This is a genomic window from Ruegeria sp. YTSC192 (assembly GCF_059609705.1).
In genome coordinates this window covers 100,105-126,923 of the sequence record NZ_JBXWMG010000004.1, presented here as the reverse complement: position 1 = coordinate 126,923, position 26,819 = coordinate 100,105, and the positions used below count along the sequence as shown (strand labels likewise).

23 protein-coding genes and 2 pseudogenes are annotated in these 26,819 nt (G+C 56.7%); 8 read left to right on the top strand and 17 right to left on the bottom strand.

Annotated elements, in window-relative coordinates:
- The first annotated feature begins 141 nt into the window (after positions 1-141).
- The 5 genes from AC2FD8_RS07700 to AC2FD8_RS07680 all read left to right on the top strand — a co-directional run bounded on the left by AC2FD8_RS07700 (position 142) and on the right by AC2FD8_RS07680 (position 5,500).
- Positions 142-1,644 (top strand): CoA-acylating methylmalonate-semialdehyde dehydrogenase, encoded by a 1,503-nt coding sequence (locus tag AC2FD8_RS07700; protein WP_496855206.1) that lies wholly within the window; start codon positions 142-144, stop codon positions 1,642-1,644.
- 334 nt (positions 1,645-1,978) lie between these two features.
- Positions 1,979-2,488: a TRAP transporter small permease subunit gene (locus tag AC2FD8_RS07695; protein WP_496855208.1), complete on the top strand. Its 510-nt coding sequence runs from the start codon at positions 1,979-1,981 to the stop codon at positions 2,486-2,488.
- Positions 2,489-2,558: 70 nt separating this feature from the next.
- A complete protein-coding gene (locus AC2FD8_RS07690; protein WP_496855210.1) occupies positions 2,559-3,605 on the top strand; it encodes a TRAP transporter substrate-binding protein in 1,047 nt (348 codons plus the stop codon).
- 170 nt (positions 3,606-3,775) lie between these two features.
- Positions 3,776-5,083, top strand: coding sequence for a TRAP transporter large permease (locus AC2FD8_RS07685; protein ID WP_496855212.1), 1,308 nt, complete (start codon positions 3,776-3,778; stop codon positions 5,081-5,083).
- A 12-nt stretch (positions 5,084-5,095) separates the two neighbouring features.
- Positions 5,096-5,500 (top strand): universal stress protein, encoded by a 405-nt coding sequence (locus AC2FD8_RS07680; protein WP_496855214.1) that lies wholly within the window; start codon positions 5,096-5,098, stop codon positions 5,498-5,500.
- A gap of 146 nt (positions 5,501-5,646) precedes the next feature.
- Here AC2FD8_RS07680 and AC2FD8_RS07675 read toward each other — a convergent pair whose 3' ends face one another.
- The 14 genes and pseudogenes from AC2FD8_RS07675 to AC2FD8_RS07610 form a co-directional block, all read right to left on the bottom strand.
- The gene (locus tag AC2FD8_RS07675) at positions 5,647-6,795 is read right to left on the bottom strand and encodes an amidohydrolase (protein ID WP_496855216.1); all 1,149 of its coding nucleotides are present in this window, start codon (positions 6,793-6,795) and stop codon (positions 5,647-5,649) included.
- Between the two features lie 180 nt (positions 6,796-6,975).
- A pseudogene (locus tag AC2FD8_RS07670) lies at positions 6,976-7,185 on the bottom strand (IS3 family transposase); the annotation flags it as partial.
- Between the two features lie 151 nt (positions 7,186-7,336).
- Entirely contained in the window at positions 7,337-9,118 is a 1,782-nt protein-coding gene (locus tag AC2FD8_RS07665) for a thiamine pyrophosphate-binding protein (protein WP_496855217.1), read from the bottom strand.
- Entirely contained in the window at positions 9,118-10,527 is a 1,410-nt protein-coding gene (locus tag AC2FD8_RS07660) for an aldehyde dehydrogenase family protein (protein ID WP_496855219.1), read from the bottom strand. The genes AC2FD8_RS07665 and AC2FD8_RS07660 overlap by 1 nt, the downstream gene beginning before the upstream one ends.
- Positions 10,508-11,437: a sugar phosphate isomerase/epimerase family protein gene (locus AC2FD8_RS07655; protein WP_496874296.1), complete on the bottom strand. Its 930-nt coding sequence runs from the start codon at positions 11,435-11,437 to the stop codon at positions 10,508-10,510. Before AC2FD8_RS07655 ends, AC2FD8_RS07660 begins: the two co-directional genes overlap by 20 nt.
- Before the next feature lie 137 nt (positions 11,438-11,574).
- Positions 11,575-12,765, bottom strand: coding sequence for a Gfo/Idh/MocA family protein (locus AC2FD8_RS07650; protein WP_496855221.1), 1,191 nt, complete (start codon positions 12,763-12,765; stop codon positions 11,575-11,577).
- The gene (locus AC2FD8_RS07645) at positions 12,758-13,432 is read right to left on the bottom strand and encodes a hypothetical protein (RefSeq protein ID WP_496855222.1); all 675 of its coding nucleotides are present in this window, start codon (positions 13,430-13,432) and stop codon (positions 12,758-12,760) included. The genes AC2FD8_RS07650 and AC2FD8_RS07645 overlap by 8 nt, the downstream gene beginning before the upstream one ends.
- On the bottom strand, positions 13,422-14,609 hold the full coding sequence (locus AC2FD8_RS07640) for a Gfo/Idh/MocA family protein (protein ID WP_496855223.1): 1,188 nt from the start codon (positions 14,607-14,609) through the stop codon (positions 13,422-13,424). The genes AC2FD8_RS07645 and AC2FD8_RS07640 overlap by 11 nt, the downstream gene beginning before the upstream one ends.
- A complete protein-coding gene (locus tag AC2FD8_RS07635; protein WP_496855225.1) occupies positions 14,599-15,435 on the bottom strand; it encodes a citryl-CoA lyase in 837 nt (278 codons plus the stop codon). The genes AC2FD8_RS07640 and AC2FD8_RS07635 overlap by 11 nt, the downstream gene beginning before the upstream one ends.
- Positions 15,432-17,324 (bottom strand): bifunctional sugar phosphate isomerase/epimerase/4-hydroxyphenylpyruvate dioxygenase family protein, encoded by a 1,893-nt coding sequence (locus tag AC2FD8_RS07630; protein ID WP_496855227.1) that lies wholly within the window; start codon positions 17,322-17,324, stop codon positions 15,432-15,434. Before AC2FD8_RS07630 ends, AC2FD8_RS07635 begins: the two co-directional genes overlap by 4 nt.
- Positions 17,324-18,619 (bottom strand): TRAP transporter large permease, encoded by a 1,296-nt coding sequence (locus tag AC2FD8_RS07625; RefSeq protein WP_496855229.1) that lies wholly within the window; start codon positions 18,617-18,619, stop codon positions 17,324-17,326. The genes AC2FD8_RS07630 and AC2FD8_RS07625 overlap by 1 nt, the downstream gene beginning before the upstream one ends.
- Entirely contained in the window at positions 18,616-19,191 is a 576-nt protein-coding gene (locus AC2FD8_RS07620) for a TRAP transporter small permease (protein ID WP_496855231.1), read from the bottom strand. Before AC2FD8_RS07620 ends, AC2FD8_RS07625 begins: the two co-directional genes overlap by 4 nt.
- A gap of 29 nt (positions 19,192-19,220) precedes the next feature.
- On the bottom strand, positions 19,221-20,231 hold the full coding sequence (gene dctP / locus AC2FD8_RS07615) for a TRAP transporter substrate-binding protein DctP (protein ID WP_496855233.1): 1,011 nt from the start codon (positions 20,229-20,231) through the stop codon (positions 19,221-19,223).
- A 131-nt stretch (positions 20,232-20,362) separates the two neighbouring features.
- Positions 20,363-21,412, bottom strand: a complete 1,050-nt coding sequence (locus AC2FD8_RS07610) for a Gfo/Idh/MocA family protein (RefSeq protein ID WP_496855234.1) — start codon at positions 21,410-21,412, stop codon at positions 20,363-20,365.
- Between the two features lie 208 nt (positions 21,413-21,620).
- On the opposite strand from AC2FD8_RS07610, the gene AC2FD8_RS07605 reads away from it, so the two are divergent.
- Positions 21,621-22,274 carry a GntR family transcriptional regulator gene (locus AC2FD8_RS07605; protein ID WP_496855239.1) on the top strand — a complete coding sequence of 218 codons (654 nt, stop codon included), beginning with the start codon at positions 21,621-21,623 and terminating at the stop codon, positions 22,272-22,274.
- Positions 22,275-22,338: 64 nt separating this feature from the next.
- Positions 22,339-22,609 (top strand): annotated as a pseudogene (locus tag AC2FD8_RS07600) (ChuX/HutX family heme-like substrate-binding protein); the annotation flags it as partial.
- A gap of 208 nt (positions 22,610-22,817) precedes the next feature.
- Here AC2FD8_RS07600 and AC2FD8_RS07595 read toward each other — a convergent pair.
- Complete coding sequence (locus AC2FD8_RS07595) at positions 22,818-23,372, bottom strand: PACE efflux transporter (RefSeq protein ID WP_496855241.1); 555 nt, start codon at positions 23,370-23,372, stop codon at positions 22,818-22,820.
- Positions 23,373-23,452: 80 nt separating this feature from the next.
- Between AC2FD8_RS07595 and AC2FD8_RS07590 the strand changes: the two genes are divergently transcribed.
- Positions 23,453-23,953 carry a MarR family winged helix-turn-helix transcriptional regulator gene (locus AC2FD8_RS07590; protein ID WP_496855243.1) on the top strand — a complete coding sequence of 167 codons (501 nt, stop codon included), beginning with the start codon at positions 23,453-23,455 and terminating at the stop codon, positions 23,951-23,953.
- Between the two features lie 89 nt (positions 23,954-24,042).
- On the opposite strand, the gene AC2FD8_RS07585 is transcribed toward AC2FD8_RS07590, so the two are convergent.
- Positions 24,043-25,512, bottom strand: a complete 1,470-nt coding sequence (locus tag AC2FD8_RS07585) for an NAD-dependent succinate-semialdehyde dehydrogenase (RefSeq protein ID WP_496855245.1) — start codon at positions 25,510-25,512, stop codon at positions 24,043-24,045.
- A 1-nt stretch (position 25,513) separates the two neighbouring features.
- A complete protein-coding gene (locus AC2FD8_RS07580) occupies positions 25,514-26,791 on the bottom strand; it encodes a 4-aminobutyrate--2-oxoglutarate transaminase (protein ID WP_496855247.1) in 1,278 nt (425 codons plus the stop codon).
- Positions 26,792-26,819: the final 28 nt, after the last annotated feature.

Here is a 26,819-nt window from a genome sequence, read left to right as displayed (position 1 = left end):
TTCAGGGTTCAACGCGAAACGCAGATTCTGCCGGGCGCGACAAAATCTGTGTCCAAACTAAAACCCATCTGTATCTACCCAAAGTTAGCTCTGCCTTACTTTTTTTGACCTTTAACAGTTAAAAATATGGGGGAGGTCGCGATGAACATTATGGGACACTTCGTTTCGAACGAGAATTGGCCCGGAACAAGCAATCGGGTCGCCGATGTGATCAACCCGGCAACGGGTGGTGTTACAGGCAAGGTCACACTGGCTTCGGTCGAGGATGTGAACACCATTGTTCAAGCTGCCGACGAAGCGGCTCCGGCCTGGGCTGCCACCCCGCCGGCCAAGCGGGCCATGGTGATGTTTGAGTTCCGCGACCTGCTGAAGAAACACACGGATGAGCTGGCCGAGCTTTTGTCGGCGGAGCATGGCAAGACAATACCGGATGCAAAAGGTGAGATTGCGCGCGGGATCGAGGTCGTGGAATTCGCCTGTGGAATTCCGCAGCTTCTGAAGGGCGAGTATTCGGAGGCGGTCGCCGCAAATGTCGATAGTTTTTCTGTGCGCCAGCCCCTTGGCGTTGTCGCCGGTATCACCCCTTTCAATTTTCCCGCCATGGTGCCGCTATGGATGTACCCGGTCTCTATCGCCTGTGGAAACACCTTTGTGCTGAAACCCTCTGAACGGGATCCCAGCGTTGTTCTGCGCATCGCGGAATTGCTGGCGCAGGCCGGACTGCCATCCGGTGTCTTTAACGTGATCAACGGCGACAAAGAGGCCGTGGACACGCTTCTTGATCACCCGACCGTTCAGGCTGTCAGCTTTGTCGGATCAACCGCAATTGGCCAATACATCTATTCCCGCGGCACGGCCAATGGCAAAAGGGTTCAAGCGCTGTGTGGCGCAAAGAACCATCTGGTCGTGATGCCCGATGCGGACATGGATCAGGTGACAGATGCGCTGATCGGATCGGCCTATGGCTCGGCAGGTGAGAGATGTATGGCGATTTCGGTGGCCGTGCCCGTCGGTGAAGACACCGCCGATCGACTGGTTGCGGCACTGGAGCCAAGGGTACGTGCGCTGAAAGTGGCGCCCTATACCGACCCATCCTCGGAACTTGGGCCGGTTATCACCAAAGAAAGCTATGATCGTATTCATTCCTACATCGACCAGGGGCTTGAGAAAGGGGCAGAACTTGTCGTGGACGGGCGCGGCATCTCCCTGCAGGGCTATGAGGATGGCTTCTTCATCGGAGGCTGCCTGTTCGATCGCGTGACCCCAGATATGTCGATCTACAAGGACGAGATCTTTGGCCCGGTGCTGTCGGTCGTGCGCGCGGAAAGCTATGACGAAGCGCTAGGGCTTGTGAATGACCATGAATATGGCAACGGCACCGCCATCTTCACCCAGGACGGCGATGCAGCACGCGATTTCTGGGCGAAAGCCCGTATTGGCATGGTCGGGGTGAACGTGCCGATCCCGGTGCCGGTTGCCTATCACTCGTTTGGCGGATGGAAGCGGTCCTTGTTTGGGGACCATCATATTCACGGCATGGAAGGTGTGCGGTTCAATACACGTCTCAAGACAATGACCACGCGCTGGCCGTCCGGGATTCGCACTGGCGCTGAATTCAACTTTACCGGCGGCAAAGACGTCTGACGGCCCGACAGAATACCGGAATTGACACCGTCAAATCTGTTCGGGGTTGGCGGTGCAATTGTGTCTGGCGACCTTGTTGGTTTTGTGCCGCTGGTGCCGCAGTCAAAGAACCAGGACGCGGTGACAATTATTCGGGAAGTTGCGACGGTCGACAGTGGAATCTGTATCCAAATGTTTTGCCATCTGTGCCTTTCTCTCACAATTGGTTGATTGTTCTATCAGATGGGAATAACCTGTCGAGCCAATCGGCAGACCGGGGGCATGTCATCCGAAGCTTTGCGTCTTGGGCGCAGATAGCAAGGTCTGATGTGGCCCCAAAAAGGGGAGAACGATCATGCTTTTGCGTGGATGTGAGGCCGTAACGAACGCTATCGCCGAAGTAATGGGGCGAATTGGCTGGTTCCTGATATTGTACTGCATGGTCTTCGGTGTTTCGGACGTCTTCCTGCGTTATGCGTTGAACAGCCCGTCCCAATGGATCGGTACGACGCTTCAGGCCGCTATGGTTCTTCTTGCTTGTGTCGGCGGTGTCTATGCCTTGCGGTATGACAGTTTCGTCAAGCTTGACGTGTTCTATGCGGGGGCAAGCACGCGCAAGAAGGCCATCCTTGATGTTCTTACAGCTCCGGTCGCGATCCTGTTTCTGGGCACGTTGATCTGGAAGGGTTACGAAGCAGCCGCCCTTTCACAGATGCTGAACCAGTGGACGCCAACAGCAATCCCGATTCCGATTTATCCGATCAAATACGCAATCCCGATCAGCGGAGTTTTTGTTTTGGCGATCGTGATCACCAAACTGTTGCGCGACATCCAAACCATTTTCGGACGGGAAGGCGGCGAATAGCCGGGTACTCAGAAAATCTCGGCAGGGCCAACCTGTCGCACACCAACTCAATAATTGGGAGGAGATCCAAATGAAGATTGAGAGATCAATAAAGGCAACGCTCTTGGCGGGTGCATTTGCAATCGGTGCGGGCGCTGCGCTTGCCGAGGGCGCGCCTGACGAGGTAACCGAATGGGTGTTCCAGCCGGCCTTTGATCAAACCGACGCCGGATGGGACAATGGTCTGATCCCATGGGTTGAAGCGGTCGAGAAAGCCACAGAGGGCACCGTCAAGATCCGGGTTGAACCCGCAGGTGCGCTGGTCAGTGGCTCCGAAGCTTTTGCGGCTGCAGCGGCTGGTCAGACAGACGGCTATGCCGGTTGGGGATCGGTCTATGGCGGTGACATGCCCGAAGGGATGCTTGCCTTTGGCATGGCGATGGGCGCCAACAGCACCGAAGAGGCCTGGGAAGTAATGTGGGGCAACCCGGATTACCGCGTCGGCGATATCGTACAGGAGGCGGCGAACGCGCGGAACCTGCATTGGGTCGGTTGGACAAACCAGGGTCCCAACGCAATGTTCACCAAGTTCCCGGTCGAGAAGATGGAAGACCTCGAAGGTCAAAAGATGCGTGCAGGCGGTCCGCAGGCCATCTTCCACTCGACCATGGGCGGCTCGCCTGTTTCGATGAACGGCGGTGAAATCTACACTGCGATCAAGCTCGGAACCATCGACGGCACGTACTGGGACACCGGTGGTATCGACGACATGTCCTTCCAGGAAGTGATCAAATACGCGATCATGCCTGGCTGGAACCCTGCGCAGCACCAGGAGATCTTCGTCAACCTTCAGGCCTGGAACGCTCTGACCGACTGGCAGCGCGAACAGATCGAAGGGGTTTTCAAGGAAACTTACTTCGAGACCAGCCGTTTGCACGCGGAAGGCGTTGAGGAAGCTCTGCAAATTCTCCGTGATTCTGGCGGCGAAGTCATCGTCATGAGCGATGAAGAAGTTGAGCGGATGCGCACCAAGTCCATCGAAGAAGTCTGGCCCCAGGTTGCCGCGGCATCCAAAGGCAACGCAAAAGGCGTTGAAATCTACCGGAAGTTCCTCGACGACAAAGCCGCATCGAACTGATCTGTTCTGTGCGTGGCTGCATCTGTCTGGACGATCTCAGGGATGCAGCACCTTCATTGGCCCCTGGCAAGGGGCCGATGATACCAACTCAGTTTTTCGCTGAACCGAAAGAATAATTACTGGATCAACGCGGCCACCATGTGCCTCGGATCCTTGGTTAGGATGACCAAATGAGCCTGGAACTTATCACTGTATTATACTTTCTTGTCCTGTTTGCCATCCTGTTCATGGGCCTTCCAGTTGCGTTTGGTCTTGGGGGCACGGCCGTCATTTTCGCGATGATGTTTGAACCACGTGCGCTTTTGGCGGTACCAAGTGCGTTCTATTCGACACCGTGGAGTTCGATCCTTGTGACGGTTCCACTGTTTTTGTTCATGGGATCGCTCATACGATTTTCAGGCATTGCCGAGGCTGCCTATGACGCGGTCTACAAGCTGATTGGCCATATCCACGGCGGTCTGGCGATGGGCACAGTTCAGGTCTGTACTGTTTTCGCAGCCATCACCGGAATTACACCACCCGCTACGACGACGATGGGTCAGATCGCTTACCCATCCATGATGCGATATGGGTATGATCGTAAGATCGCCATCGGTTGTATCGCTGCGGGCGGCGCTTTGGGCGCTTTGATCCCGCCCAGCGTGCCATTCATCTTCTATGGTCTGTTGGCAAAAGTCTCTATCGGTGACTTGTTCATGGCCGGCCTGATGCCGGGCCTGATGCTTGCCACTTTCTACACCATCTATATCGGGATCCGTTGCCGGATTCAGCCGGAACTCGGCCCTGCCCTTCCGGCAGACCAGAAATTCACGGCGAAGGAAAAAGTAACCGCCGTCTTGAGCATCTGGCCCTTTGCGCTGCTCATTCTGGTCGTTTTGGGCGTCATCTGGGGCGGCATTGCGACACCGGCCGAGGCAGCAGCATTTGGCGCTGCGGGCGCATTTGTCATTAACTTTATCTACGGCAAGCTGACCAAAGCTGTTCTGCTGGAGTCGCTGATCTCCACGGTCAAACTGAGTGGAATGGGCCTGTGGATTCTCATCGGTGCCACGATTTACCTGAACGTGTTCAATACGCTGGGCAGTCAGGATCTTCTGACAAATCTGGTGTTGTCCATGCCGGGCGGAAGCACTGGTATCCTGCTGATGATGATGCTGATCATCTTGATTCTGGGCATGGTGATGGACGACTGGGCGATCATCCTGCTGTGCACTCCGCTGTTCATCCCGATCGTGGATGAATTGGGGATCGACAAGCTGTGGTTCGGCGCGTTGTTCATCGTGAACATTCAGATTGCCTATCTTACGCCGCCATTCGGGTTCGTCTTGTTCTGGATCAAGGGGGTTCTGCCCAAGGATGTGAGCATGGGAGATGTCTATAACTCGGTCGGGCCGTTTGTGGTGCTGCAATTTGTGGGCCTCACCCTGATCTTCATCTTCCCTGAGATCGCGACCTGGCTGCCCAATGCACTGAAGTAGAAGGAACATCAGATGTTCGATCACATACTTGTCCCCATTGTTCCAGGCCATAGCGCAGAGTACGTGCCCTCAATGGAAGCCGCACGAAAGCTGTTGAACAAAGGAGGGCGGATCTCAGCGTTGTCCATCCTGGAAGAGCTGCCGTCCTATGTCGGCTCTTACTTCCCAAAAGATCAAATGGAAAAGAGCATCGAGGCCGTCACGGATGAACTTTACCAACAGTTTGGAGCCGACGACGTAGAGATCCACGTGGTGACCGGTCATTCCACCAATGCGATCCTGAGTTGGCAAAAGAAGCATAAACCCGATTGCATCGTGGTCTCCTCTCACCGCCCGGGCTTTTCGGACCTGCTGCTAGGATCGACGGCCGCGCGGGTGACACGCCATGCTAACTGTAGCGTTGTGGTGATCCGGTAAGGTTCATCTGAGGGCAGTGCCTTCAAATTATGTACTTTCTATTGGACCTCCCGCCGGGATGACCTTCGCTGCGGTACAAGCAGCGACATCGACGCCTTCCTTGCTCATTTCAGCACGGAACGCATTCGTTCGTGCATCAAACACGACTACTCATTCCCGCCTCCGGTTGTTGGCAGGCGGTCACGCACAAGCTGTACCCAAAACGCAGACCCAATTGGCAACAGATCATCGTTGAAATCATAGTCGTCTGAATGAAGTGGCTGGCCACAAGGCCCCTTTTCCCCGTTGCCCATCAGCAAGAAACATCCTGGCACTGCGGCTGAGAAATGCGCGAAATCCTCGGAGAAGCTCATGGGTTCGCGATTGCCTTCCGTCTCCAACCCAAGGGCCAGAGCTGCGTCTACCACCGCGCGCGTTTGGTCCGGAGCATTGATCGTCTCGATGAACTCGGTGTTGAATTTCACAGATACCGATACGCCATGGGCAGCTCCGATACCTTCTGCAATCTGACACATGAGACGCGCGACTTCCTCGCGATCTTCGGGCATCCGCGCACGCACATCCCCCTTGAGGGTTGCGGTGCCAGGTAGGACATTGCGCTGACCATCGGTCAGGAATTCCGTTACCGAAACCACGACGCCCGCGCCCGGAGCAAGCTTGCGCGAGACGATGGTTTGCAACGCCTGCACAATCTCTGCCCCGATGGTAATGGCATCTCGCCCCACCTGCGGCATGGAGGCGTGGCCACCTTGTCCTTCGATCAAAATTTCAAACAGGCTTTCGCTGGAACAGATTTGACCGGGTCGCGTAGACACCTGCCCCACGGGTGCGCCAGGCAGATTGTGAATGGCATAGATTTCCTCGACGGGGAAACGTTCCAGAATGCCCTCGGAAATCATGGCTTGTGCGCCCAAACCATGTTCTTCGTTGGGTTGGAAAATGAAAAGGACTGTGCCATCAAAATCAGCCTCTTCAGCGAGGGCTGCCGCTGCGCCCAATAGCATTGTCATATGGCCGTCATGCCCGCAGGCGTGCATGACGCCCGCTGTCTGAGACACATAGTCATGTTTGCTTGCCTCAAGGATTGGCAGCGCGTCCATGTCGGCCCTTAGACCGATTGCACGATTGCCTTTCCCCCGTTTCAGGACACCAACAACACCCGCGCCAACATGGGTCTCGATACCAATATCCTCAAGGAATTCTGCAACTCTTGCTTTTGTGTTTTCTTCAGCAAACCCAAGTTCGGGCGTTCTGTGAAATTCATGGCGTAGCGCAATCAGGTCAATTGGTGGCATTCATTCTTTTCCGCTGGATGGTGTCCAACGAGGGTACCCCGAATACTCGGCAATGCAGACACAAAAAAGACCTCTGCTGGGGAGTATTTCGACCAATATAGTTTCTTGTGGTTCAAGGTCATTCCCTTACGCTCCAGCATTACGCCGATCGCCGAGCCGGGGTCGCTTGGCGGCCACTGCCTTCACTTCGGAACTGGTAGCCTGGCGGGCGACATCGCCAGCCAACCGCTTTTTGCCAGCTTCAAGGAACTCCTTCGAGCGGCTTTCATACAGGCGTGTGATATTCCCTCACGGCGATACGGTCCGCATTGCTGTGTTCCCCACGAAGCCCATAAAAACAATACGGATATTCCCCTCCGCGGAATGTTGACGCCTCTACTTCCTGCGGATGTCTTTTGGGGATCCTCGCTGCCGACGCTTTTTGTTACCCGAATTTCATTCTCGTCACCATTGTCTAATGGTGACGATGCGCGTCAAACCCTCTGCTACGCAATCAAACCAGTCCATTCCATGGATGCTGATGTCAGAAAGAATAGGCTGGTCAGGTCGCGACGTGAGACACCTCTTTGTCGGGTGAGTATATGTCCAGGATGTTCCAGTGTCCGGTCGTTGGTGTCGGATTGTTGATCATTGGCACATCGAGCACGGTTGGCTTGCCACTGGCGATTGCCGCTTCCAACGCGGGCAACAACTCGTCCGCAGTGCTAAGTCTGTGGCCTTCCGCGCCGTAGGCTCGTGCAATGTCGGCATAGCCCGGTCCGTTTGCAGGTGCTTCGGCGGATCCGGGGAAGGTTGTTCCATAGGTCAGACCGTAATGCGCCTTTTGAAGGCCAGCAATTGTGCCGAAGGCGTTGTTGTTCATGACCAGCCATATGATGCCCAGATCAAGTTCAACCGCAGTTGCCAACATCGACGGGTTTTGACCAAAACCACCGTCGCCGACCAGACTAAGCACAACACGATCAGGTGCTGCCAGCTTTGCGCCGATCGCGCCCGGAGGGCCAAAACCCATCGTCGCAAAGCCGCCCGGCGTCAGGATCGAACCCGGCGTCAGGATATCGAACTGTTGTCCGACGCCGTTCTTGTTCCAACCAACGTCCGTAGTGATGATGGCATCTTCTGGCAGAGCCTTGCGAGTATCTGCCAGAATACGCTCGGGCATCATCGGAAAGGCCGATGAGGTCGCCATTTCCACGTTGCGCGCCTTGAAATCTGTCCGGAAATTCGTGATCTGCTGTTCCAGCGCCGGGCGGTTGAAACCGTCCGGGTACATCTCGCGAGCGACCCGGTTGAGAACACGCAGCGCGGCTTTGGCATCCGCAACGACTCCGATCTCGGTGGGGTAATTCCGGCCGATCTCCTGCGGTTCGATATCGATATGGATGACCTTGGAACCCGGAATGTTGAATGTGTATCCGGGGTACCAGCTGGAACAATCGGCCTCTTTGAACCTTGTCCCTACTGCAAAGATATAATCCGCGTTCAAGCAGGACTGGTTGACCAATTCGGTGCCCCAAAAGCCCGTCATGCCCAGCACCAGCGGATGATCGTCCCGCAGCGCGCCCTTGCCCATCAGGGAATGCGCGACGGGCAAGCCCATGTGTTCAACGAATTCGCGCAATTCCTCGCTGGCTTGTGCCAACAGGATACCACCGCCGACATAAGCGACCGGGTTTTCGGCCTGCGCCAACGCTTCGACAATATCTCGCGCTGTTTCATCGTCAATCGACGGTTTCCTGAGCGCGCGCGTGTTGTCGCGGATACGGTCGAAACTGTCTGATGAGATCACTTCCGAGAAGATGTCCATGGGCACGTTGACCAGTACCGGTCCGGGCTGACCGCTTTCGGCCAGATGAAACGCCTTTTCCAGAATTTCGGCCATCAAATCAGCCCGATCTACCCTCCAAGCGCGCTTAACAAAGGGTCGGTAGATCTCCCACTGGGCTGCGTCCGCGTGCAGGTTTACTTCCTGATGCGGATGTTTGCCATAGTAGTGCGTGGGAATATCGCCCGCGATCACGACCATGGGGATACAGTCCAGCGCCGCGTTTGCGACCCCGGTGGCGCAATTTGTCAAACCTGGGGAGAGGTGCGACAAGACCACCGAGGCCTTGCCCGTCACGCGGGCGTAAGCGTCCGCCGCGTGGCTGGCGATTTGTTCGTGTCGTACGGTGACGAAATCAATCGGGCTTTCGGCCAATGCGGCCAGAACCGCGATGTTCGTATGGCCGCACAGGCCGAATACATGTTTGACTTCGCGACGTTCGAGGAAATCAACGATATGTTCGGCGACGGTTTTGCCGTCCAGTTTGCTTGCGTCCATCACGCGACCTCCTGCCCGTAGAACTCACCGAACAGGTCCTGCTCCGAGGGGCGATCCTCGGGGATGGGACGACTGACCCAAGTGTAGTTCATCATGTGTTTCATGGTGACGTTTTCATTGGTGATGTTGCCGCCCCAGATGCCGCAGCCCAGGCTGCTGGTCATGGGCATGCCATTGGTCCAGGCGCCTGCGTTGGCCTTCGATTGTGGCTGTCGCACCATCATACGGCTGACCGGAGCCAGACGCGCGAGCCGGTCGATATGATCGTCATTGTGGCTGTAGATGCCGCAGGAATGGCCCTTGCCGCCGGTGTTGTAAATCTGGCTGACCGTTTCCAGCGCGTCATCGAACGTGTCGAAGTGATAAAGCGCCATCAGCGTGGTCAGTTTCTCCTTCGAGAACTTGTGCTGCGGCCCGATTTGCCCCTGATTTTCAACCATCAGAAACTTGCGATCTTCGGGGATCGAGAACCCGGCAACCTCGGCCGTTTGCTGCGGCGGGCAGGCGATGGTCGGGAACGTACGGTTGCCCTTTTCGTCCCACATCGCCGCTTCGAGCATGGCCTTCTCTTCGTCTGAACACAGGTACCCGCCTTCGGCCACAAGCGCTTTGACCATATCGTCATAGACCGATCGCTGGATGATGATGTTGCCGTCAGCTGAACAGCCCGAGCCAAAGTCAGAGGTCTTGGAAATACGGGTGTTCTGCGCCGCGATGTCCAAATCGGCCGTTTCATCGATGACAATGGATGAATTGCCCGCACCGACACCATAAGCCGGACGCCCTGAACTGTACGCCGCTTTGACCATCGGCTTGCCACCCGTCGCCAAAGTCAGGTCGCAGATCTCCATCAGATGTTGCGTCAACGGGATCGACGGTTTGCGAATGGATTGAAACAGATCCTCGGGGGCACCAGCGGCACGGCAGGCCGCGCGCATGACCTCGACCATTTCGAAGGTGGTATGAGCGGTTCGCGGATGCGGGCTGAAGATGACGGCATTCCGGGCATTTGCGGCGGAAACACCGGTCACCGGTGGCGTCATCGCCGGGTTGGTCATTGGGATCAAGGATGCGATAACGCCAGCTGGCTTGGCATATTTAACCAGTCCTTTTTCCTCATCCACTTCGACGACACCGGTTGAAGGGGTACGCAGGACATCACGCAGTACCATGTGTATCTTGAATCTCTTCGCCGGGCGCCCTGCGCGATCTCCGATGCCGCTTTCATCTACGCCTTGTTGGGCCAGACGCGTGAAGGTTTTCTCATTCCCTGCATACCACGCAATGGCCTGAGACAGACGGTCGAGCCGCGCTTGATCCCAGTCCTCGATCTCGGCCATGGCCGCGCGGGCGCGCGCCAGCATATCACCCGCCATATTGCGGTCGTTTTCAGTGAGCTCTTTGCCCATGATGATCCTCTTGGTGTTTTGGAATGGCTGCATCTGGCATGCGGCGCTGAGATCGCGCCGCGCCGAATGTTCGCTTTGCGTGGCTGAGACAGCGACGCGCGTGTTCTTCATATCCCAACTCGGCAACGCGGCTTTGGTTGGGCAATTCAATGGAATAATCGACTGGCGGCATCCGTTCGATGATGCCCGTGAAATCAATCCAGCCCTCACCGGGATAGAGCCGCGCATCGCGGGCCAGCTGGATCATGCCCTCACGCGTATCGGCAATGCCGGGCAGGCAATCCGAGATATGCAGGAAGTGAAACAGGTCCGAAGGGACGTGCAGAAGCTCTCCTAAATCCACCCGACTGAGGTGCAAGTAGAGCGTATCGACCAGAATACCGCCATTCGGCTGATCAGAGGCGCGGACAATATCCAACGTCTCGTCCAGGGTGCGCAAGCGAGAGAAGCTCGGGAATTCCAAATCCACCGTCAGCCCATAAGGCGCTGCCAACTCGCAGGTCTCGGAATAGACGTCGATCAGAAAATCACGATCGTCGCGGGTATTGGTCCACGCGCTCATGATCATGCGCTTGGCGCCCAATTCCCCGCCGATCTCAAGAGAAGGTTCAAAACTGCGCGGATCGACATCTTCCGTAATGCGCGCCAGCTCAACGTCCAGCACCTTTAGCCCTGTTGTGGACAATGCGGCTTTGGTGGCCTGGACCTGCGCCTTGTCGATCGGAGACTGGGTGAACTCGCCAGGCACATGCATCGGAATGAACCGGGGGCTGACGGCATCGTAACCGGCCCGCGCGGCGATATAGACCAACTCAGGCGGCGTGCAGCCAATCAGCGTCAGATGCGCCAAAGAATAGAGAGAGGGGCTTGCGCCTGCCTCTTCGGGTTTCGCCATAAGCGACAGCTCCACATGTCTGCGAATCTCAATTTCATCACATGTGTGCAAAAATATCTGATATTTTTTAAAATATCAACTTAGAATATGGTCACCAACAAAAAACGCCCGGGGGTCTCCCGGGCGTGTTCAATCGTTACAACTCCAACTCGTTATACGTTGACCCAATTTCCTCCGGACTGGTGTGATCTGACAGATGCATCAATGAATCTTACGCCGTCTGCCCCTTGACCGACACCGGGATATCCAAGCCAGTTTGGCGGCGGTGTAACGCCATCTCTTCGCGCAGCGACCGCCATTGCGAACTCGGTATAAAGATTGGCCCACGCCTCAATTATCCCTTCAGGGAAGCCGCGCGCGGTACGGACCAGACGTTCCGCACCCGGGCCGATGCCATGCCCGTGTCCTCGGCTGATGATACGATCAGGCTCTCCAAACCGGTTGAACTTCAGTTGTTCCGAGTTCTCCAGGTCCCACTCAAGACCTCCTTCGCTTCCGAAAATGCGCAACCGCAACCCACCGCGATTTCCGGGGGCAAGGCGTGTCGCCATCAGGGTTCCCGGAACCTCGTTTTGGTAGCGGGTGAACATGAACACCGTGTCTTCTAATGGCTTGGGCGCGCCGCAGACATGAAACTCGGCCCGCAGGTCGGTCAAAGGCAGCCCCGAGACAAAACTGGCGAGATGCGCAGCGTGCGTGCCGATGTCGCCAACGCAACTGGTCGGGCCTGAGATTTTCGGGTCCAGCCGCCATTTGACGTGGGGCGCATCCGCCACATCTTCCGGGGTCATCCAGTCTTGCATGAATTCGACATGGATTTGGTTGATTTTGCCGATGCCGCCTTCGGCGACGATCTGTTTGGCCTGACGGATTACAGGAAAACACGACATCGCATAACCGACGGCAAAAACCTGCCCCGTACTTGTGGTGATCCCCTCAAGCCCCTCCGCCTCGGCGACGTCGTTGGTCAGGGGCTTGTCGCACAGCACGTCAATGCCCGCCTCCAGAAACGCTTTGGCCGCGTCGAAATGAACGTGGTTCGGGGTGGTAATCATAACGGCATCCACACCATCCGGGCGCGCTGCCTCGGCCTTTGCCATTTCATCAAACGACGCATAGCACCTGTCTGCTGGCAGGAACCACTCAGCCCCGCGCGCCTTGCTGCGCGCCGCGTCGGAACTGAGCGCACCTGCGATGACCTCCCAACGGTCAGTCATCCGCGCGGCCGTTGCTTGCGTGACCGAAATACGCCCACCGCCGACAACGCCCAGCCGCAAACGGCGGGACAATTGGGGGAAAGGGCCGTCAAAGTTCAGGTTTTCGGGTAAAAGTCTCTCAGTCATTCCGAACCTCCATGTCCGGGATCCGTGCACCTTCGGGCAGTATCTCCACCGCCATGAAGATGCTGGGTGTAATCGTTTCGTATTGGTGCCAGGGATAGTTGCCTTCGGCGTCATACATCGGCTTGTGCGTTGTGCCCGGGGCCATGAATTCTTCGAGGTAAAGCGTCTCAACATCCCGTTCGCGGCATTGCTGCATTTTGCCGAAGCCTACGATTTGCGTATGCACTTCGCGAAACCCCGGCACCGGGCAGAACGGATGGTCCTTGTGCAATCCGACATTCAACGGAACCGAGCCGGAATGGTACATGGTCAGTCCGACATTCCCCACGAAGATCTTTGGCGACATGTAATGGCTGACACCGCGCAGGCGCTCCTCTTGGCGAACGTCAAAGGCAGAAGGCCATGTGTCTTTCACGCTTGCGAACAAGGCGTTGTCGTCGCCATGTTCGTCGAATCCGTAGACAATTACTGCGCGTTCCACACCTCTGAGTGAGCTATCTTGCACGATGACAGACGTAAGCGGCGCAATGGCCTGATCCTCGACCAAAAGGTCCCGTCCCCCAAGGTTCAGAACAATCGCACGACCCTCGACTGGTGTTTTGTCTTCATCGGTAATGTGCTGGACGCGAAAGAACGGTTGCGCGAATTCCAGTATTTCAACCGGCATGAGCCAGCTCCTTCCTCTCATTCTTCAGAAAATCCACCGGCAGAGGCTCTGGCACTGCGCAACGGCTTTCTATCGTTTGGTAGGCACCGAATTTCGGGGCGCGTTCAATTGCGTCCATGACCTCAAAAACGTGGTAAGCAAGCGCTCCACTTGCACGGGGCTGGCGTCCCTCTTGTGCCGCCAGAGCCAGATCTAGTAGACCAAGCCCGCGGCTGTCTTCATTAAACCCATGCTTGTTTTCGACCACCTGCCAGTCCTCGCGACCCACTGGCCGGGGCTGATGGGACCAGCGCGAGGTTTCGCGCGTTTTCAACCAGACATCGCCCTGAAAGACATTGGCACCGTGAACCGGGTCAGGATCAGGGATGCTGATGGTTCCGTCTTCGCCATAGATCTCGAACCGCGGAGTTTCGCTGTCCCAGACGTCGAAACTCATGGTCATCGACCCTATAGCACCGGATGAGAACTGAAGCAGGCTTAGGGAGTGCGTGTCGACCTCGACATCCATCCATTCGCCGTTGCGCGGGCCGTTTTCGATCATTCGTTTGTCGAAGGTTCGCCGCGCCATTCCGGCGACACGGTCAATTTGGCCAAGACAAAAAATCATGGCGGTCAGGTAGTAGGGCCCGAGGTCCAGCAACGGCCCGCCACCGGCCTTGTAATAAAAATCCGGGTTGGGATGATGGCGTTCGGTTCCGTGGGTGCCGACATGGGCGAAAACCCCTGTTGGTTTCCCGATAGCACCTTCATCAATCAAGCGCCGAACTGTCTGCCAACGACCGCCCAGAAACGTGTCGGGCGCGCAGCCGACCAGCAACCCCTTTTCGGAGGCTGTGTGCAGGATCGCCTTGCCATCGGTTCGGTTCATAACCAGTGGCTTTTCGGAATAAACGTGCTTACCCGCCTCCAGGGCGCGCAGGCTGATTTCGGCATGCGCCGCTGGAATTGTCAGGTTCAGAACGCAGTCAATTGTCTGGTCGTCAAACACCTCATCTGGTGTGCAGGCTTTGAGGATGCCGTATTGATCCGCCTTGGCGCGGCTTTCCGAAGGATCAAGGCTTGCGCAAGCCACAACATCGATGTTTGAGAACTTGGAGAGCGTTTTTAGATAGATATCGCTGATACGACCACAGCCAATAAGGCCGACCCGGAAGGATTTCGATGTCTCACTTATCATCATTCCTGTCTTCGTAGAGGGGTAAGTAATTCGGGGGCATTGGGCCCTTGTTGCGACCACCCTGCCCCATCTGCTCCCACGCGTGGGCGAGTATTCCGACCGAGCGGGACAGGCAGAACAGCCCGCGCGACAAGGGCGCAGGAAAGTCAAGTTCGCAGAAAATCACGGCCGTTGCGCCGTCGATATTCATGGCAATTGGTCGACCGCCGCGTTGGCGGCCAAGCTCGGCCTGAACCTCTTCTCCGATTTCGGCAAACCGGCCGGAAACTGTACCTTCTGCTGCCGCATCACGAACAAGTTGCATCAGCCGGGGCGCACGTGGGTCGACGGGCTTATGAAAACGGTGTCCGAAGCCAGAAACGATCTTGCCGTAGGTCTCGCGCCAGCTGTCCAAGCCATCCCGAACAGCGTCATCCAGCGAAGCTCCGGCATCGATGCGGGCGGCAATATCATAGTACAGCTCTGCACACTGCTCTCCTGCCCCACCATGCACGTCGCCCAGCATGTTTATCGCAGTCGCCATCGCATTATTGAGGCCAACCCCGCAGGTGGCGGCCATACGCGCAGCCGCAATCGAAGGCGCCTGCGGGCCGTGATCCACGCCCGCGACCAAAGCGGCCTCGAACAGGCGCGCTTGCGCGTCGCTGGGCAGATCGCCCCGCACCATTAGCCAGATCATCTGCGGGAAAGAGACATTCCCGATCAGATCTTCAATCGCGTTGCCTCGAAAAGCGATCTGGCCGGGCTTCATGTCGATGATTGAGGTACGCCACCATTGGCGAACGGCGCGCTCATCCATTGTCATGTTTTCATCCAGCAAGGTCATTGAATCTGCACCTCTTTGAGCGTCTGGGTTTTGCTTTGCGCGGCGAGGCGAATGGGCGCGTTTCGCGCGCCATACCCGGCATAGCTCATGCGGCGTTCAACAATTTCAAAGAAGAAACCGTTGAAGATGGGGTGACTGTAGATCTGAAAATACTCGGCACCCGCCGCCCGGTCGTATAGAATATTACCCCGGCGCAGTTGGGCAACCAAGTCGTCATCCAACCCGAATGTCGCTTGCAGATCAGCGTAGTAATTCTCAGGGATGGGCAGGCTGGGAAAGTCGGATTTGCGCAATTGGTCTGAAGTTTCGAATATATCGTCCGACTGGAAGGCGATGTGCTGCACCCCTGCCCCCAGCCCTTCTTTGAGGAAGGATGCGGCCAGCGTTCGTCGTCCAACCGCCCCATTAAGGTTCAGGCGCACTTCGCCTTCAGGGCTTTCGATAGCCTGGCTTTGTACGACACCGGACGGGTCGGCGACGTTCACGATGGGCGACTTGGCCATCTCAAAAGTCGAGATGTAATAGAGCAGCCAGCTTTGCATCTCATCATGGCGCATCGTCTGGGCCAGATGGTCGATACGGCGCAGACCGGCCGGCTGGGTCGCCTTGGTTTTGGCGACCGGCTCGAACTCGATATCCCAGACCCGGTGTAGATCGGATTTCTCATCGATGAAATGAACGACGTTGCCGCCAACACCACGAATGGCCGGTATGTCCAGTTCCCCGGTCCCCACCGGCTGCGAGAAATTCGGCGCACCCAACGCGGTGGCGCGCTGAACCGTCTGATCCGCATCCTTGACGCGCAGACCCATGTCACAGACCGACGGGCCGTGACCCAGGAACGCCGAATGGGCAAAACCTTCCTTTTCGGTATTCACCACGATGTTGATCGCACCCTGCCGCCACAGCTCGACGGATTTGCTGACGTGTTTTCGCTCCATTCGGAAACACATGGCTGACAGCATATCTGCCAGCTGCGCGCCGCCTACCTCATCAGCAGTAAATTCGACGAACTCAAAGCCTGACGCATAGACGCGCTCCGGCAGGTCCGGGATACCGAAATCTGTTCCCGGCTCAGTCCGTGACACCTCGTCCAGAAGGTTCACCAGCGCCCTGTAGCTGTCTCGGGCCAGGGTCCGGCCGCCGGGTTGAGGTGCTGCCTCGTTGACGCGCGCAATCGACCAGGGCCCCGTGTACCCGGCGCGAGACAACACCCTGACGAAGCCCGCGAGATTAAGCGATCCGAGCCCCGGCAGAAGTCCGAAATGCCGTTTGAGCCGACGTATGTCCATCTCAAGCCGGGGTGCATCGGACAGTTGCACATGGAACAGGCGCTCTCCGGGAATGTCCCGAAGGCGGGCGGGTTTGGACCCGTCGGCAAGGGAGAAGAAGGAATTCAAGGCCAACCCGAAATGAGGGCTATCAATGGCTTCAACGACGCGCAGCGCTTGCTCATCCGAGTGAACAAGGCCCGACCATGGCAAGCCCATATAGGCCAGACGCAACCCCTGTTTTTCCGCAATTTCAGTCGCCTCGCCGAGGTCTGCGATCACCTGATCTTCTGTGGCGGCAAGGTCTGTATCGAAGGCGGACCCGATCAGCAGAAGATCGGTCTCCAGCTCGTTCATCAGATCAAGTTTACGCTTCAATCGGTCAAAAGCGCGCTGCCGATTGTCACCTGACTGACCTTCGAGGTTGTGGAAGGGTTGCAGCAGGCAAATTTTCAGGCCGAGGTCTGATGCAATATCGCGAATTTGCGATGGCGGCCCATCAAAAGCGGTCAGGTCCGGTTCATGCAACTCGACACCGTCAAATCCAGCCCCGGCGATGGCGTACAGTTTTTCAGCCAGATCGCCGGGAATGGATGTTGTCGAAACCGACAGGCACATTACCCCTGATACCCGAACATACGCGGCAACCACAGAACCAGATCGGGCATCAGCATCATGATCACAAGGGCAAAGATAAGCACCGCCAGAAAGGCCCAAATCTCCGAGATAATCTCACGCAGTGGAATGTCGGTCACTGCGTTGATCACGAAAAGCAGAATACCATAGGGCGGCGTGATCAGACCAATCATCGAGTTCACGACAACCAGAACCCCGAAATGCACCAGATCAATCCCAAGCGCTTCGCAGGTTGGAATGAACAGGGGCACGATCACCAGAATGATCGTTGTTGCGTCCAACACGCAACCCAGCGCGAGGATCAACAGGTTGACCAGGATCAGGAAAACAATCGGGCTAACATCCGAACCCTCCAGCAGTGCTGAGATCGACTGAGGGATTTGTTCCTGAATGACGATGAAGTTCAGGATGAACGCACCACCAATGACCACCCCGACGGCAGCGGATGACCGGGCACTGTCAACGAAGACCTGATAGAGACCCCGGAAGGTCAGCGCGCGGTAGAACAGTGCGGCCAATAGCAGGGCGTAGAATGCGGCCACCGCGGCGGCTTCGGTCGGCGTGGTGACACCGCCGTAGATGCCATAGAGCAAGATTGCGGGCATCAACAGCGCCGGGAACGCGTTTGCGGTTTTAGCTGGCAACTCGCGCAGCGGAACGGGTTCTTCCAACGCAAAGTTCCGCTTGCCGGCCAGATAGTAGTTCATCGCCATGAGGACGACGCCCATGATCAGGCCCGGCAGAATACCGGCCAGAAACAGCGATCCGATAGAGGCCTTTGAGACCAGCGCATACAGAACCATCGGGATCGAGGGCGGAATGATCGGGCCGATCGTCGCCGACGCTGCCGTGATCGCAGCCGCATAGCCCCGGCTATACCGGCCATCCTTGGTCATCATCTCGATGATGATCTTGCCGATCCCCGCAGCATCCGCGACAGCAGACCCGGACATGCCGGAAAAGATCAGCGACGCCACCACGTTGACGTGCCCAAGACCGCCCTTGAAACGACCAACAGCAGCGACGCAGAAGTTCAGCAGGCGGTCGGTGATCGACCCCGCATTCATGATATTGGCGGCGACGATGAACAAAGGCACGGCAAGCAGGATCGTGCTTTTGTAGAAGCCTTGCAGGATTTTCTCACCCGCGAGGGCGACGTCCAGTCCGGCCGCGCCCAGATACACCAATGAGGCCAACAGGATGGAGTAGCCGATAGGTGTGCCGATGCCTGCCAGAAGAAAGAGAGCAAGCAGGCAGGAAAGTAGTTCAAAACTCATTTATCTGCGTCCTCGTCGTCTTCACCGTCGACGCGGGGATGATCGTCAACCACGTTGTACCCAACGACCATTTCAAGCTCGGTTTTTGGTGGGCCGTTGCGCATGACGTCAAAGAAAAGCCAGGCATACCGCGCTGCTACGACCAGCATGAAAACCGCGTAAATCGAGAATATTGTGCGCAACGGTATCTTCTCGCCCGAGAACGGATTGCGCACGGTCGAAGTTTTGCGGATTTTCATCCAGTCGATGTAGTCCCAGGTTGGCAAGAAACTGTAAAGCATCCCGATCACAATCGCGGCAGCCGCCAGCATCGCAAAGACCTGACGCACCCGCATCGGCACCGAAAGGTAGATGATGTCAAACTTCACGTGATCCCGTTCGCGCACGATGAAGGCGCAGCTGAAGAAGATCACCCAGACCCAGAGGATGCCGATCAGTTCAAGCGTCCAGCCAGCTGGGGTAAAGAAGTACCGTAGAAGGATTTGAAGCAGGAAGATTAGGAAGATTGCCGCCAGCATCCCGCCGGCAATCGCTTCGGTTAGTCGGGAGAACCCCTTGATGAAGCCTTTCATTATGGTTCTCCCTCCCTTATCGCGGCGAATTAGTTGCCCAGAGCGTTAATCTGATCCAGAACACCCTCGGGCCAGGCACCGGCAAACTCGCTCTCAAGATACATCGACTGTACCTGATCGCGGAATGCTGCCAGATCGGGTTCGTAGATCTCCATCCCCTGTTCTTTCAGGAAACTGACCAGGTCCTCTTCTTTCTGCAGCTGCTTCTGGCGGCCTGATTCAGCCGCTGCATCTGCTGCTTCCTGAACTTTGGCTTGCTGGTCCGGTGTCAGCCCGTCCCAAACCCCTTTGCCGATGGCGATATAGTTCAGGTCCACCAGATGCGATGTCAGCACGATCTGGTTGGTCACTTCATAGAACTTGGCATCAACCACGGTTGGCAGCGGGTTGTCCTGACCGTCAACCGCTCCGGTCGACAGCGCTGTGTAGACTTCCGAAAATGCCATTGGCGTCGGCGCGGCACCCAGTGCCTTGCCCAGGAACTGCCACGCGTCGGTGCCAGGCATCCGCAGGTTCACGCCTTCCAGATCGGCAGGCGTTGAGACGGTCAATTCATCCTTGGGTTGACGCAGGTTTACCTGACGACGGCCCAGATACATGACCGACAGCAGTTTAACGCCCAGTTCTTCTTCTGCCTTTTGCTTGAAGGCATCCATCAAAGGATCGTTGAAGACAGCCACCTGATGCGCGGCGTCCTGATGGACATAACCGGCTGTAAAGATCGAAAACTCGGGGAAGAACTGTGCCAGTTCCTGCGCCGAGGTGATCGACATTTCCAGATTGCCGCGACTGATCGCATCCAACTCGGTGCCTTGAGCGAAGATAGTGCCGTTATAGCTGGGCTCATAACTTGCAAAATCTGCAATCATTGGCGCGAAAACCTCGGCCATAGCAACCGAGCGTTGATCCGTTTCCGAGCCTGATGTTGCGAGGCGAAGTTGCACTTTGTCCTGCGCCAGCACACCACTTGTTGCACTGAACAGAACACCGGTTGCGACCAGGGCTGACACGGCAGCCCGGCGGGTAAGTTTGGTAATCACTTTGCTCCTCCCTGAGACATCATGATGCATTTTTCCGATTCTGAGTTTTGACCTATTTTGGACTGTTTGCAAGATGTTTTCCAAAATATCAGATATTTTTTAGCCACAGCCACGTATATTGTTGATGCTACTTACAAGTTCTTGATCCTGACCGTTTCCCCTGTTCTGCAGGAATTCTGAATAGCTTCAATGACTTGAAGTGTTCTGAAACCTTCCCAACCGGACACAATCGGATCCAATTCACGCCGTGCAACTTCGACAAAGTGCCTGAGTTGATTGACCAACGGGTCAGAGGCACCTTTTTTCAGTGCAGTTGATGAGATTGGCGTCCACCAGTCCCTTTGCTCGCTCTGGTAACTCCACAATCGAAGATCGGGAACGGACAACGACCCATGAGAGCCACCGATCATGTAGCTGCTTTCAGTGGTCGACGGATAGATCGGATATTCCCGAGACGTCATCTCCCAGCTCCACGGAGCGACGATGCTGTCGGAAACGCTAATAGTCCCGATCGCCCCGCTTTCGAACGTCAACAGCGCGCCGGCAACATCTTCGTTGTCGTACCCGCGTTGCGATGCAGCCGACTGAGCCTGCACTGTCACGACCTCTCCGGCCAGGTACCGCAGCAGATCCACATCATGAACAAGATTGACCGAGATGGGCCCTGCACCGGGTTTCTTTCGCCAGGGCGCAGCATCAAAATAGTCGTCTGGCTTATAGAACCAGCAATTCGCATGGACAGCGCGCACATCTCCAATCTTGCCGGCGACAATGGCTTCCTTAGCTGACCTGATCAGAGGATTGTGGCGACGGTGATGGCCAACCATTAGTGGCACATTGGCCTTCTCCGCTGCTTGGACAAGTTCCAGTGCTGCTGTGGCCTCCACGGCGATCGGTTTTTCAACAAGAACAGGACAACCATGTTGAATACAGGTGAGGCCTTGTTCGACATGAAGCGTGGTCGGGGTCGCAAGAACAGCTCCGTCCGGCGTCTGATTTGCAAACATATCCCCGAGGGTCTCGTAGCATGCGATCCCGTGCTCATCAGCGTATGCACGGCCTTCGTCGCTGGGATCGACCACTGCGACAAGATCCACATGGCGCAACGCTCGGATAGCGTCTGCGTGGCGGCGTCCAACTAGGCCAATGCCGACAATGGCAACGCGAAAGTTCTTAGACACTTTGCTTCCTTCCGGAGGGTCTGGAAAATCCCGAAACTGATGTTTGCGATCGGGCTGTTTTGCCCAACTTGGACATGACCGTATTGGGGTTTTCACGATTCCGCAATATTATATGATATTATTATTTTTATCATACACAGGTATAGATTGCTGATGGTCGCCAAAAATGGTAGTTGAATGAGAAAATCAGGAATATCGGGTGAAATGCATGGCAAAGCAGCCGTCTACAATAGGCGCAAGCACTTATCAGCGTATCAAACGGGACATCATCTTCGGCGCGCTGCAGCCCGGCTCCAAGCTGAAGCTGGAAGCCTTGAAGGATCGCTATTCGGCAAGCCTTTCGACACTTCGTGAAACCCTGAACAGGCTTGCCAGCGACGGATTTGTCGAAGCTCCCGAGCAACGGGGTTTCCTGGTTACCCCGGTTTCTCGCGAAGACCTGACAGAGGTGTCGGAACTGCGCGTCCTGTTGGAATGCCACGCGCTGGAGTTGTCCATTGCGAACGGCGATACGGATTGGGAAGGCAATCTTGTTGCCGCACATCACAAATTGCACCTGATGGAACAGCAGCTTCTCAAGGGCGACGAGTCCGAGAAAGAAACCTGGAAACGATATGATTGGGAGTTTCACCAAGCGATGATCGCGGCCTGCAACTCCAAGAACCTTTTGTCGCTGCACTCGATCATCTACGACAAGTACCTGCGCTATCAGATGCTCGTTCTGACCTATCGTGGCGAAGAAGCAGTCAAGGAACACAAAGGTATGTTCGATGCCGCACTGGCCAGAGACGCCCACGCGGCCAAAAAGCTGTTGGAAGATCACATCCGAAACGGCCTCACTCACACCTTAGAGGCTATGTAGGCTGCCGCCCTCGTTCAGTGCCGTAAAGTCATCAGTTAAAACCATGGCGTACTACTAAAAGCTTGAGTTCATGGTTTTTGTCGGCAATCGCGGCTGCATCCAAATTCATGGCGGCCCCGTCAAAACGCTCAAGCAGATGGGGCCTTGCATCAATGATGCTGGATCCAGATTTCAACCTGTATCTGCACACCGATCATGTTGCCGAGGTCAGGGCCGTCGCCAAACCCACTCAGCGTGGACCTGCTGTTTCAGTCGAAGTGTTTGATGCGGCGGTCGGTTTGATTTTCCTGATATCCGGTCGACACACAGGCGACACCGATCACCGCCTCACCTGAGACGCGTTGGTCGCCGGATTGCCCGACGTAGCCGAAAATGAGGTGGTGCAATATGATAGCTTCTATCCTTCTGCGCCGCTGCGTTGCTGTCCACCACTGCCCTGATAGCCGAGGAACGACGGGTGATCGCCATTGGCAGTTCGATAACCGAGATCATCTGTCCTCTGGGGCAGAAAGACCGGCTTGTGGGCCGTGATCGGACCTCAAACTATCCGGCTGACGCGATGGATTTGCCGGATGTGGGTTTTCGGCGCGCTCTTTCACCCGAAGGGGTGCTGTCGGTTGCGCCAGACCTGTCGGCGGCGCTGGCAATCTCGGGCGTGGTGATGCAAGGGCTGATTGCCGTCGCCGCCTTGGGAACGGGAAAAATCGCGTCGTAGGCCCAGTTATACGCATAGGCGTAGAACAGGAAGAAGATCGAGAACGCCAGATCCAGCACGAAGGCTTCCCAATACCCGATATTCAGCCACCAGGCCGTTAGGAAGATTCCGACGGTAAGCATGACCGCTTCAAACAAGATGGCATGTATGGCCCGAATGCCGGGGCCACGTGGTGCCATGTTGCGATACTTCAGATCCCAAAGATCAAAGAGCCAGTTGAACACGAAATTCCAGCCCATCGCCAGCAGGCTGAACAGGATGCTGAGGGTTCCGATAGCCTCCAGTGAATGGCCTGTGATCCAGCTACCGCCCACCGACACAATGGCAAGAGCGATGCCCTCAAACAGTATCGTATGACGAATTCGGTCCCTTAGCGTGCGCACAATCTGTCTTTCCGGAAAGATGCTTTCTTTTTCTCTAGAACAAATATATCTTTCCAGCAAGACAAATGAGAGGGGCCTGTGTGAACAACCGATTAACTCTTCAGGAGATCCTGTCGCAAATCAAAGAAAACTGGCCCGAAGCCGACAGCCCCGAGACCGACCTGATCCTTGGGATTGCCCGGCTGAATGACATCGTGCTGGAAGAAACGCGTAACGTCGTGACGCAGTTTGGATTGACCCAGGCGAGCTTTGAGGTCCTCACCACACTTCGCGCCCAGGCCGAGCCCCGGCAGATGACCCCGACAGAGCTCTACCGCTCGTTACTGATCAGTTCTGGCGGCATGACGAAGGTGCTAAAGCAGCTGGAAAAGGACGGCCTGATCGAACGCACCGATAACCCCCACGATCAAAGAAGCCGGTTTGTGCGCCTGACATGTTCGGGTCAATCCCGCGCCGAAGCGGTTATGCAGGCGGTTGGAAAACAGGATCAGCGGATATTGGGAAAATCCATGACGGCAGAGCAAATTCGAACGCTTGGGCAAACCTTGCTTCAGGCTGTTGCGCGTCTCGAAACCGGGTGACGGCAAACCAGATCGTTGGAAACCATAAGTCGACAGGGTGATGTGCAGGCCGATGACCAAATTCATCGGCCTGCACATGGTCTTGTCGATCAGCTGACGCCGCCGATGCAGAGGTATTTCAGCTCGAGGTAGTCATCCATGCCGTATTTCGAGCCTTCGCGGCCCAGACCGGATTGCTTGACCCCGCCAAAAGGCGCCACCTCGGTCGAGATCAGGCCGGTGTTGATGCCGACCATGCCGGTCTCCAGTGCTTCGGCCACGCGCCAGACGCGGGCCAGGTCATTGGCATAGAAATACCCCGCCAGACCGAACTCGCTGTCATTGGCCAGCGCGATTACCTCTTCCTCGGTCTCGAACCGGATCAGCGGTGCGACGGGGCCAAAGGTTTCCTCGTGCGAGACTTTGGCACTGGCGGGCACATCCGCCAACAGGGTGGGTTCAAAGAACGTCCCCTCCAGCCGCTTGCCGCCGGTCAGGATGCGCGCGCCCTTGGCAGTTGCGTCGGCCAGATGATCCTCGACCTTGTCGACGGCGGCCTGATTGATCAGCGGGCCGGTTGTGATGCCCTCTTTCATGCCGTCGCCCGGCACCAGTTTGTTGATCGCCGCAGCCAGTTTTTCGGCAAAGGCGTCATAGACACCCGCCTGCACGTAGATGCGGTTGGCGCAGACACAGGTCTGACCGTTGTTGCGGAACTTGGCGATCATCGCGCCTTCGACCGCTGCATCCAGATCGGCATCGTCGAACACCAGGAACGGCGCGTTGCCACCCAGTTCCAGGCTCATCTTCTTGATGGTGTCCGCACCCTGACGCATCAGGATCTGGCCCACCCGGGTCGAGCCGGTAAAGGTGATCTTGGCCACTTTCGGGTTGGCGCACATCTCTTGGCCCGTACCCGACGCGTTCGAGTTCGGCACCACGCTGAACACACCGGCAGGCACGCCAGCGCGCTCGGCCAGCACCGCCATTGCAATAGCCGACAGCGGTGTCAGTTCCGCCGGGCGCACGACAAAGGAACAACCCGCAGCCAGCGCCGGCGCAACCTTGCGCGCGATCATCGCATTGGGAAAGTTCCACGGCGTGATTGCACCCACGACACCCACCGGCTGCTTCAGCACCACGATGCGCTTGTCCGGCTGGTGGCCCGGAATGGTATCACCATAGACCCGCTTGGCCTCTTCCCCGAACCATTCGATGAACGAGGCGCCATAAGCGATCTCGCCCTTGGCCTCGGCCAGCGGTTTACCCATTTCGGCACACAGGATGGTGCCCAGGTCGTCCTGCGCCGCCATCATCAGATCGAACCATTTGCGCAGGATCTGCGCGCGTTCCTTGCCGGTCTTCGCCGCCCAGCCTTTTTGCGCCTCATAAGCGCCGTCGATGGCCTGCTGCACATCGGCAACGGTGGTATCGGTGACCTGCGCGATGACCTCGCCCGTCGCCGGGTTGGTCACGTCAAACCGGGCCTCACTGTCGCGCCATTCGCCATTGATATAGGCCCGCCCCTCTAACAGCGACGGGTCCGACAAGCCCAGAGTCTTCGCGGTTACATCCAGCATCTCATGCTCCTTTCGCGGCTTTGATCGACTGCTCGAGCAGATCCAGCGCTTCGGCCAGAACCTCGTCCTGGATGGTGATCGGCGCTAGAAAGCGCACGACGTTGCCGTAGGTGCCACAAGTCAGCAGCACAAGATTGCGCTTAAGACCTTCGGCGCGCACACGGTTGGCGAAATCAGCATCTGGTGCCGAACCGTCTGCAGTGTTGAATTCTGCCGCAATCATAAAGCCCGGGCCACGAACATCCACCATTTCCGGTGTGGTGGACCGGATCGCCTCGAGGCGTTGTTTCAGGCGCGAACCCAGCTCGTTGGCGCGGTTACACAGATCTTCTTCTTCGATCACATCCATCACGGCATTGGCCGCAGCGATGCCCAGCGGGTTGCCCGCATAAGTACCGCCCAGACCGCCGGGATTGGCGGCGTCCATCAGATCGGCACGGCCAGTGACGGCGGCCAAAGGCAGACCACCAGCCAGACCCTTGGCCATCGTGGTCAGGTCGGCCGCAACGTCATAGTGCTCCATCGCAAAAAGTTTGCCGGTCCGTGCAAAGCCAGTCTGAACTTCGTCAGCAATCATTACGATGCCATGTTCATCACAAACGTCACGTACCGCGCGCATCAGCTCGGCAGGGGCCTGATAGAACCCGCCTTCGCCCTGAACCGGCTCCAGAATGATGGCGGCAACACGACCCGGGTCCAGATCTGCCTTGAACAGCTGGGTGATCGCCGCCTTGGCATCGTCGACACTGACACCGTGCAGATCAATCGGGAAAGGCACATGGAACACATCGGGCATCATGGTGCCAAAACCAGCCTTGTAGGGCTGGACCTTGCCGGTCAGCGACATACCCATGAACGTGCGACCATGGAAACCGCCACCAAACGCGATGACAGCCTGACGACCGGTCGCCGCGCGAGCGACCTTGATAGCGTTTTCAACCGCTTCGGCACCGGTGGTGACAAAAAGGGTCTTCTTTTCAAAATCACCCGGAACAGCTGCGTTCAGACGCTCGCCCAGACGGATATAATTTTCATAGGGCATCACCTGATGGCAGGTATGGGTAAAGCTGTTCAGCTGCTTTTCTACGGCGGCCATGACCTTGGGGTGACGGTGGCCCGTGTTGACCACGGCGATACCGGCGGCAAAGTCGATGTAACGGTTGCCTTCGACATCCCATACCTCGGCGTTTTCGGCCCGATCCACATAGATCTGTGTCATCATGCCAACACCGCGTGCGATGGCGTCGTTACGACGTTCTGCAATCTCTGCGTTCTTCATCTCGTGTCCTCTCGAATGCCGGTCATCG

What these genes read in the sequence shown, in the direction of transcription:
- AC2FD8_RS07645 (WP_496855222.1), bottom strand. Translation starts at nt 13,432, where the DNA reads ATGCCGGTTGAAATACTGGAATTCGCGCAACCGTTCTTTCGCGTCCAG.
- AC2FD8_RS07605 (WP_496855239.1), top strand. Translation starts at nt 21,621, where the DNA reads ATGGCAAAGCAGCCGTCTACAATAGGCGCAAGCACTTATCAGCGTATC.
- AC2FD8_RS07585 (WP_496855245.1), bottom strand. Translation starts at nt 25,512, where the DNA reads ATGCTGGATGTAACCGCGAAGACTCTGGGCTTGTCGGACCCGTCGCTG.
- AC2FD8_RS07665 (WP_496855217.1), bottom strand. Translation starts at nt 9,118, where the DNA reads ATGGACGCAAGCAAACTGGACGGCAAAACCGTCGCCGAACATATCGTT.
- AC2FD8_RS07630 (WP_496855227.1), bottom strand. Translation starts at nt 17,324, where the DNA reads ATGTGCCTGTCGGTTTCGACAACATCCATTCCCGGCGATCTGGCTGAA.
- AC2FD8_RS07660 (WP_496855219.1), bottom strand. Translation starts at nt 10,527, where the DNA reads ATGGGCAAAGAGCTCACTGAAAACGACCGCAATATGGCGGGTGATATG.
- AC2FD8_RS07635 (WP_496855225.1), bottom strand. Translation starts at nt 15,435, where the DNA reads ATGACCTTGCTGGATGAAAACATGACAATGGATGAGCGCGCCGTTCGC.
- AC2FD8_RS07690 (WP_496855210.1), top strand. Translation starts at nt 2,559, where the DNA reads ATGAAGATTGAGAGATCAATAAAGGCAACGCTCTTGGCGGGTGCATTT.
- AC2FD8_RS07700 (WP_496855206.1), top strand. Translation starts at nt 142, where the DNA reads ATGAACATTATGGGACACTTCGTTTCGAACGAGAATTGGCCCGGAACA.
- AC2FD8_RS07675 (WP_496855216.1), bottom strand. Translation starts at nt 6,795, where the DNA reads ATGCCACCAATTGACCTGATTGCGCTACGCCATGAATTTCACAGAACG.
- AC2FD8_RS07695 (WP_496855208.1), top strand. Translation starts at nt 1,979, where the DNA reads ATGCTTTTGCGTGGATGTGAGGCCGTAACGAACGCTATCGCCGAAGTA.
- AC2FD8_RS07620 (WP_496855231.1), bottom strand. Translation starts at nt 19,191, where the DNA reads ATGAAAGGCTTCATCAAGGGGTTCTCCCGACTAACCGAAGCGATTGCC.
- AC2FD8_RS07680 (WP_496855214.1), top strand. Translation starts at nt 5,096, where the DNA reads ATGTTCGATCACATACTTGTCCCCATTGTTCCAGGCCATAGCGCAGAG.
- AC2FD8_RS07650 (WP_496855221.1), bottom strand. Translation starts at nt 12,765, where the DNA reads ATGACTGAGAGACTTTTACCCGAAAACCTGAACTTTGACGGCCCTTTC.
- AC2FD8_RS07685 (WP_496855212.1), top strand. Translation starts at nt 3,776, where the DNA reads ATGAGCCTGGAACTTATCACTGTATTATACTTTCTTGTCCTGTTTGCC.
- AC2FD8_RS07580 (WP_496855247.1), bottom strand. Translation starts at nt 26,791, where the DNA reads ATGAAGAACGCAGAGATTGCAGAACGTCGTAACGACGCCATCGCACGC.
- AC2FD8_RS07640 (WP_496855223.1), bottom strand. Translation starts at nt 14,609, where the DNA reads ATGATAAGTGAGACATCGAAATCCTTCCGGGTCGGCCTTATTGGCTGT.
- AC2FD8_RS07625 (WP_496855229.1), bottom strand. Translation starts at nt 18,619, where the DNA reads ATGAGTTTTGAACTACTTTCCTGCCTGCTTGCTCTCTTTCTTCTGGCA.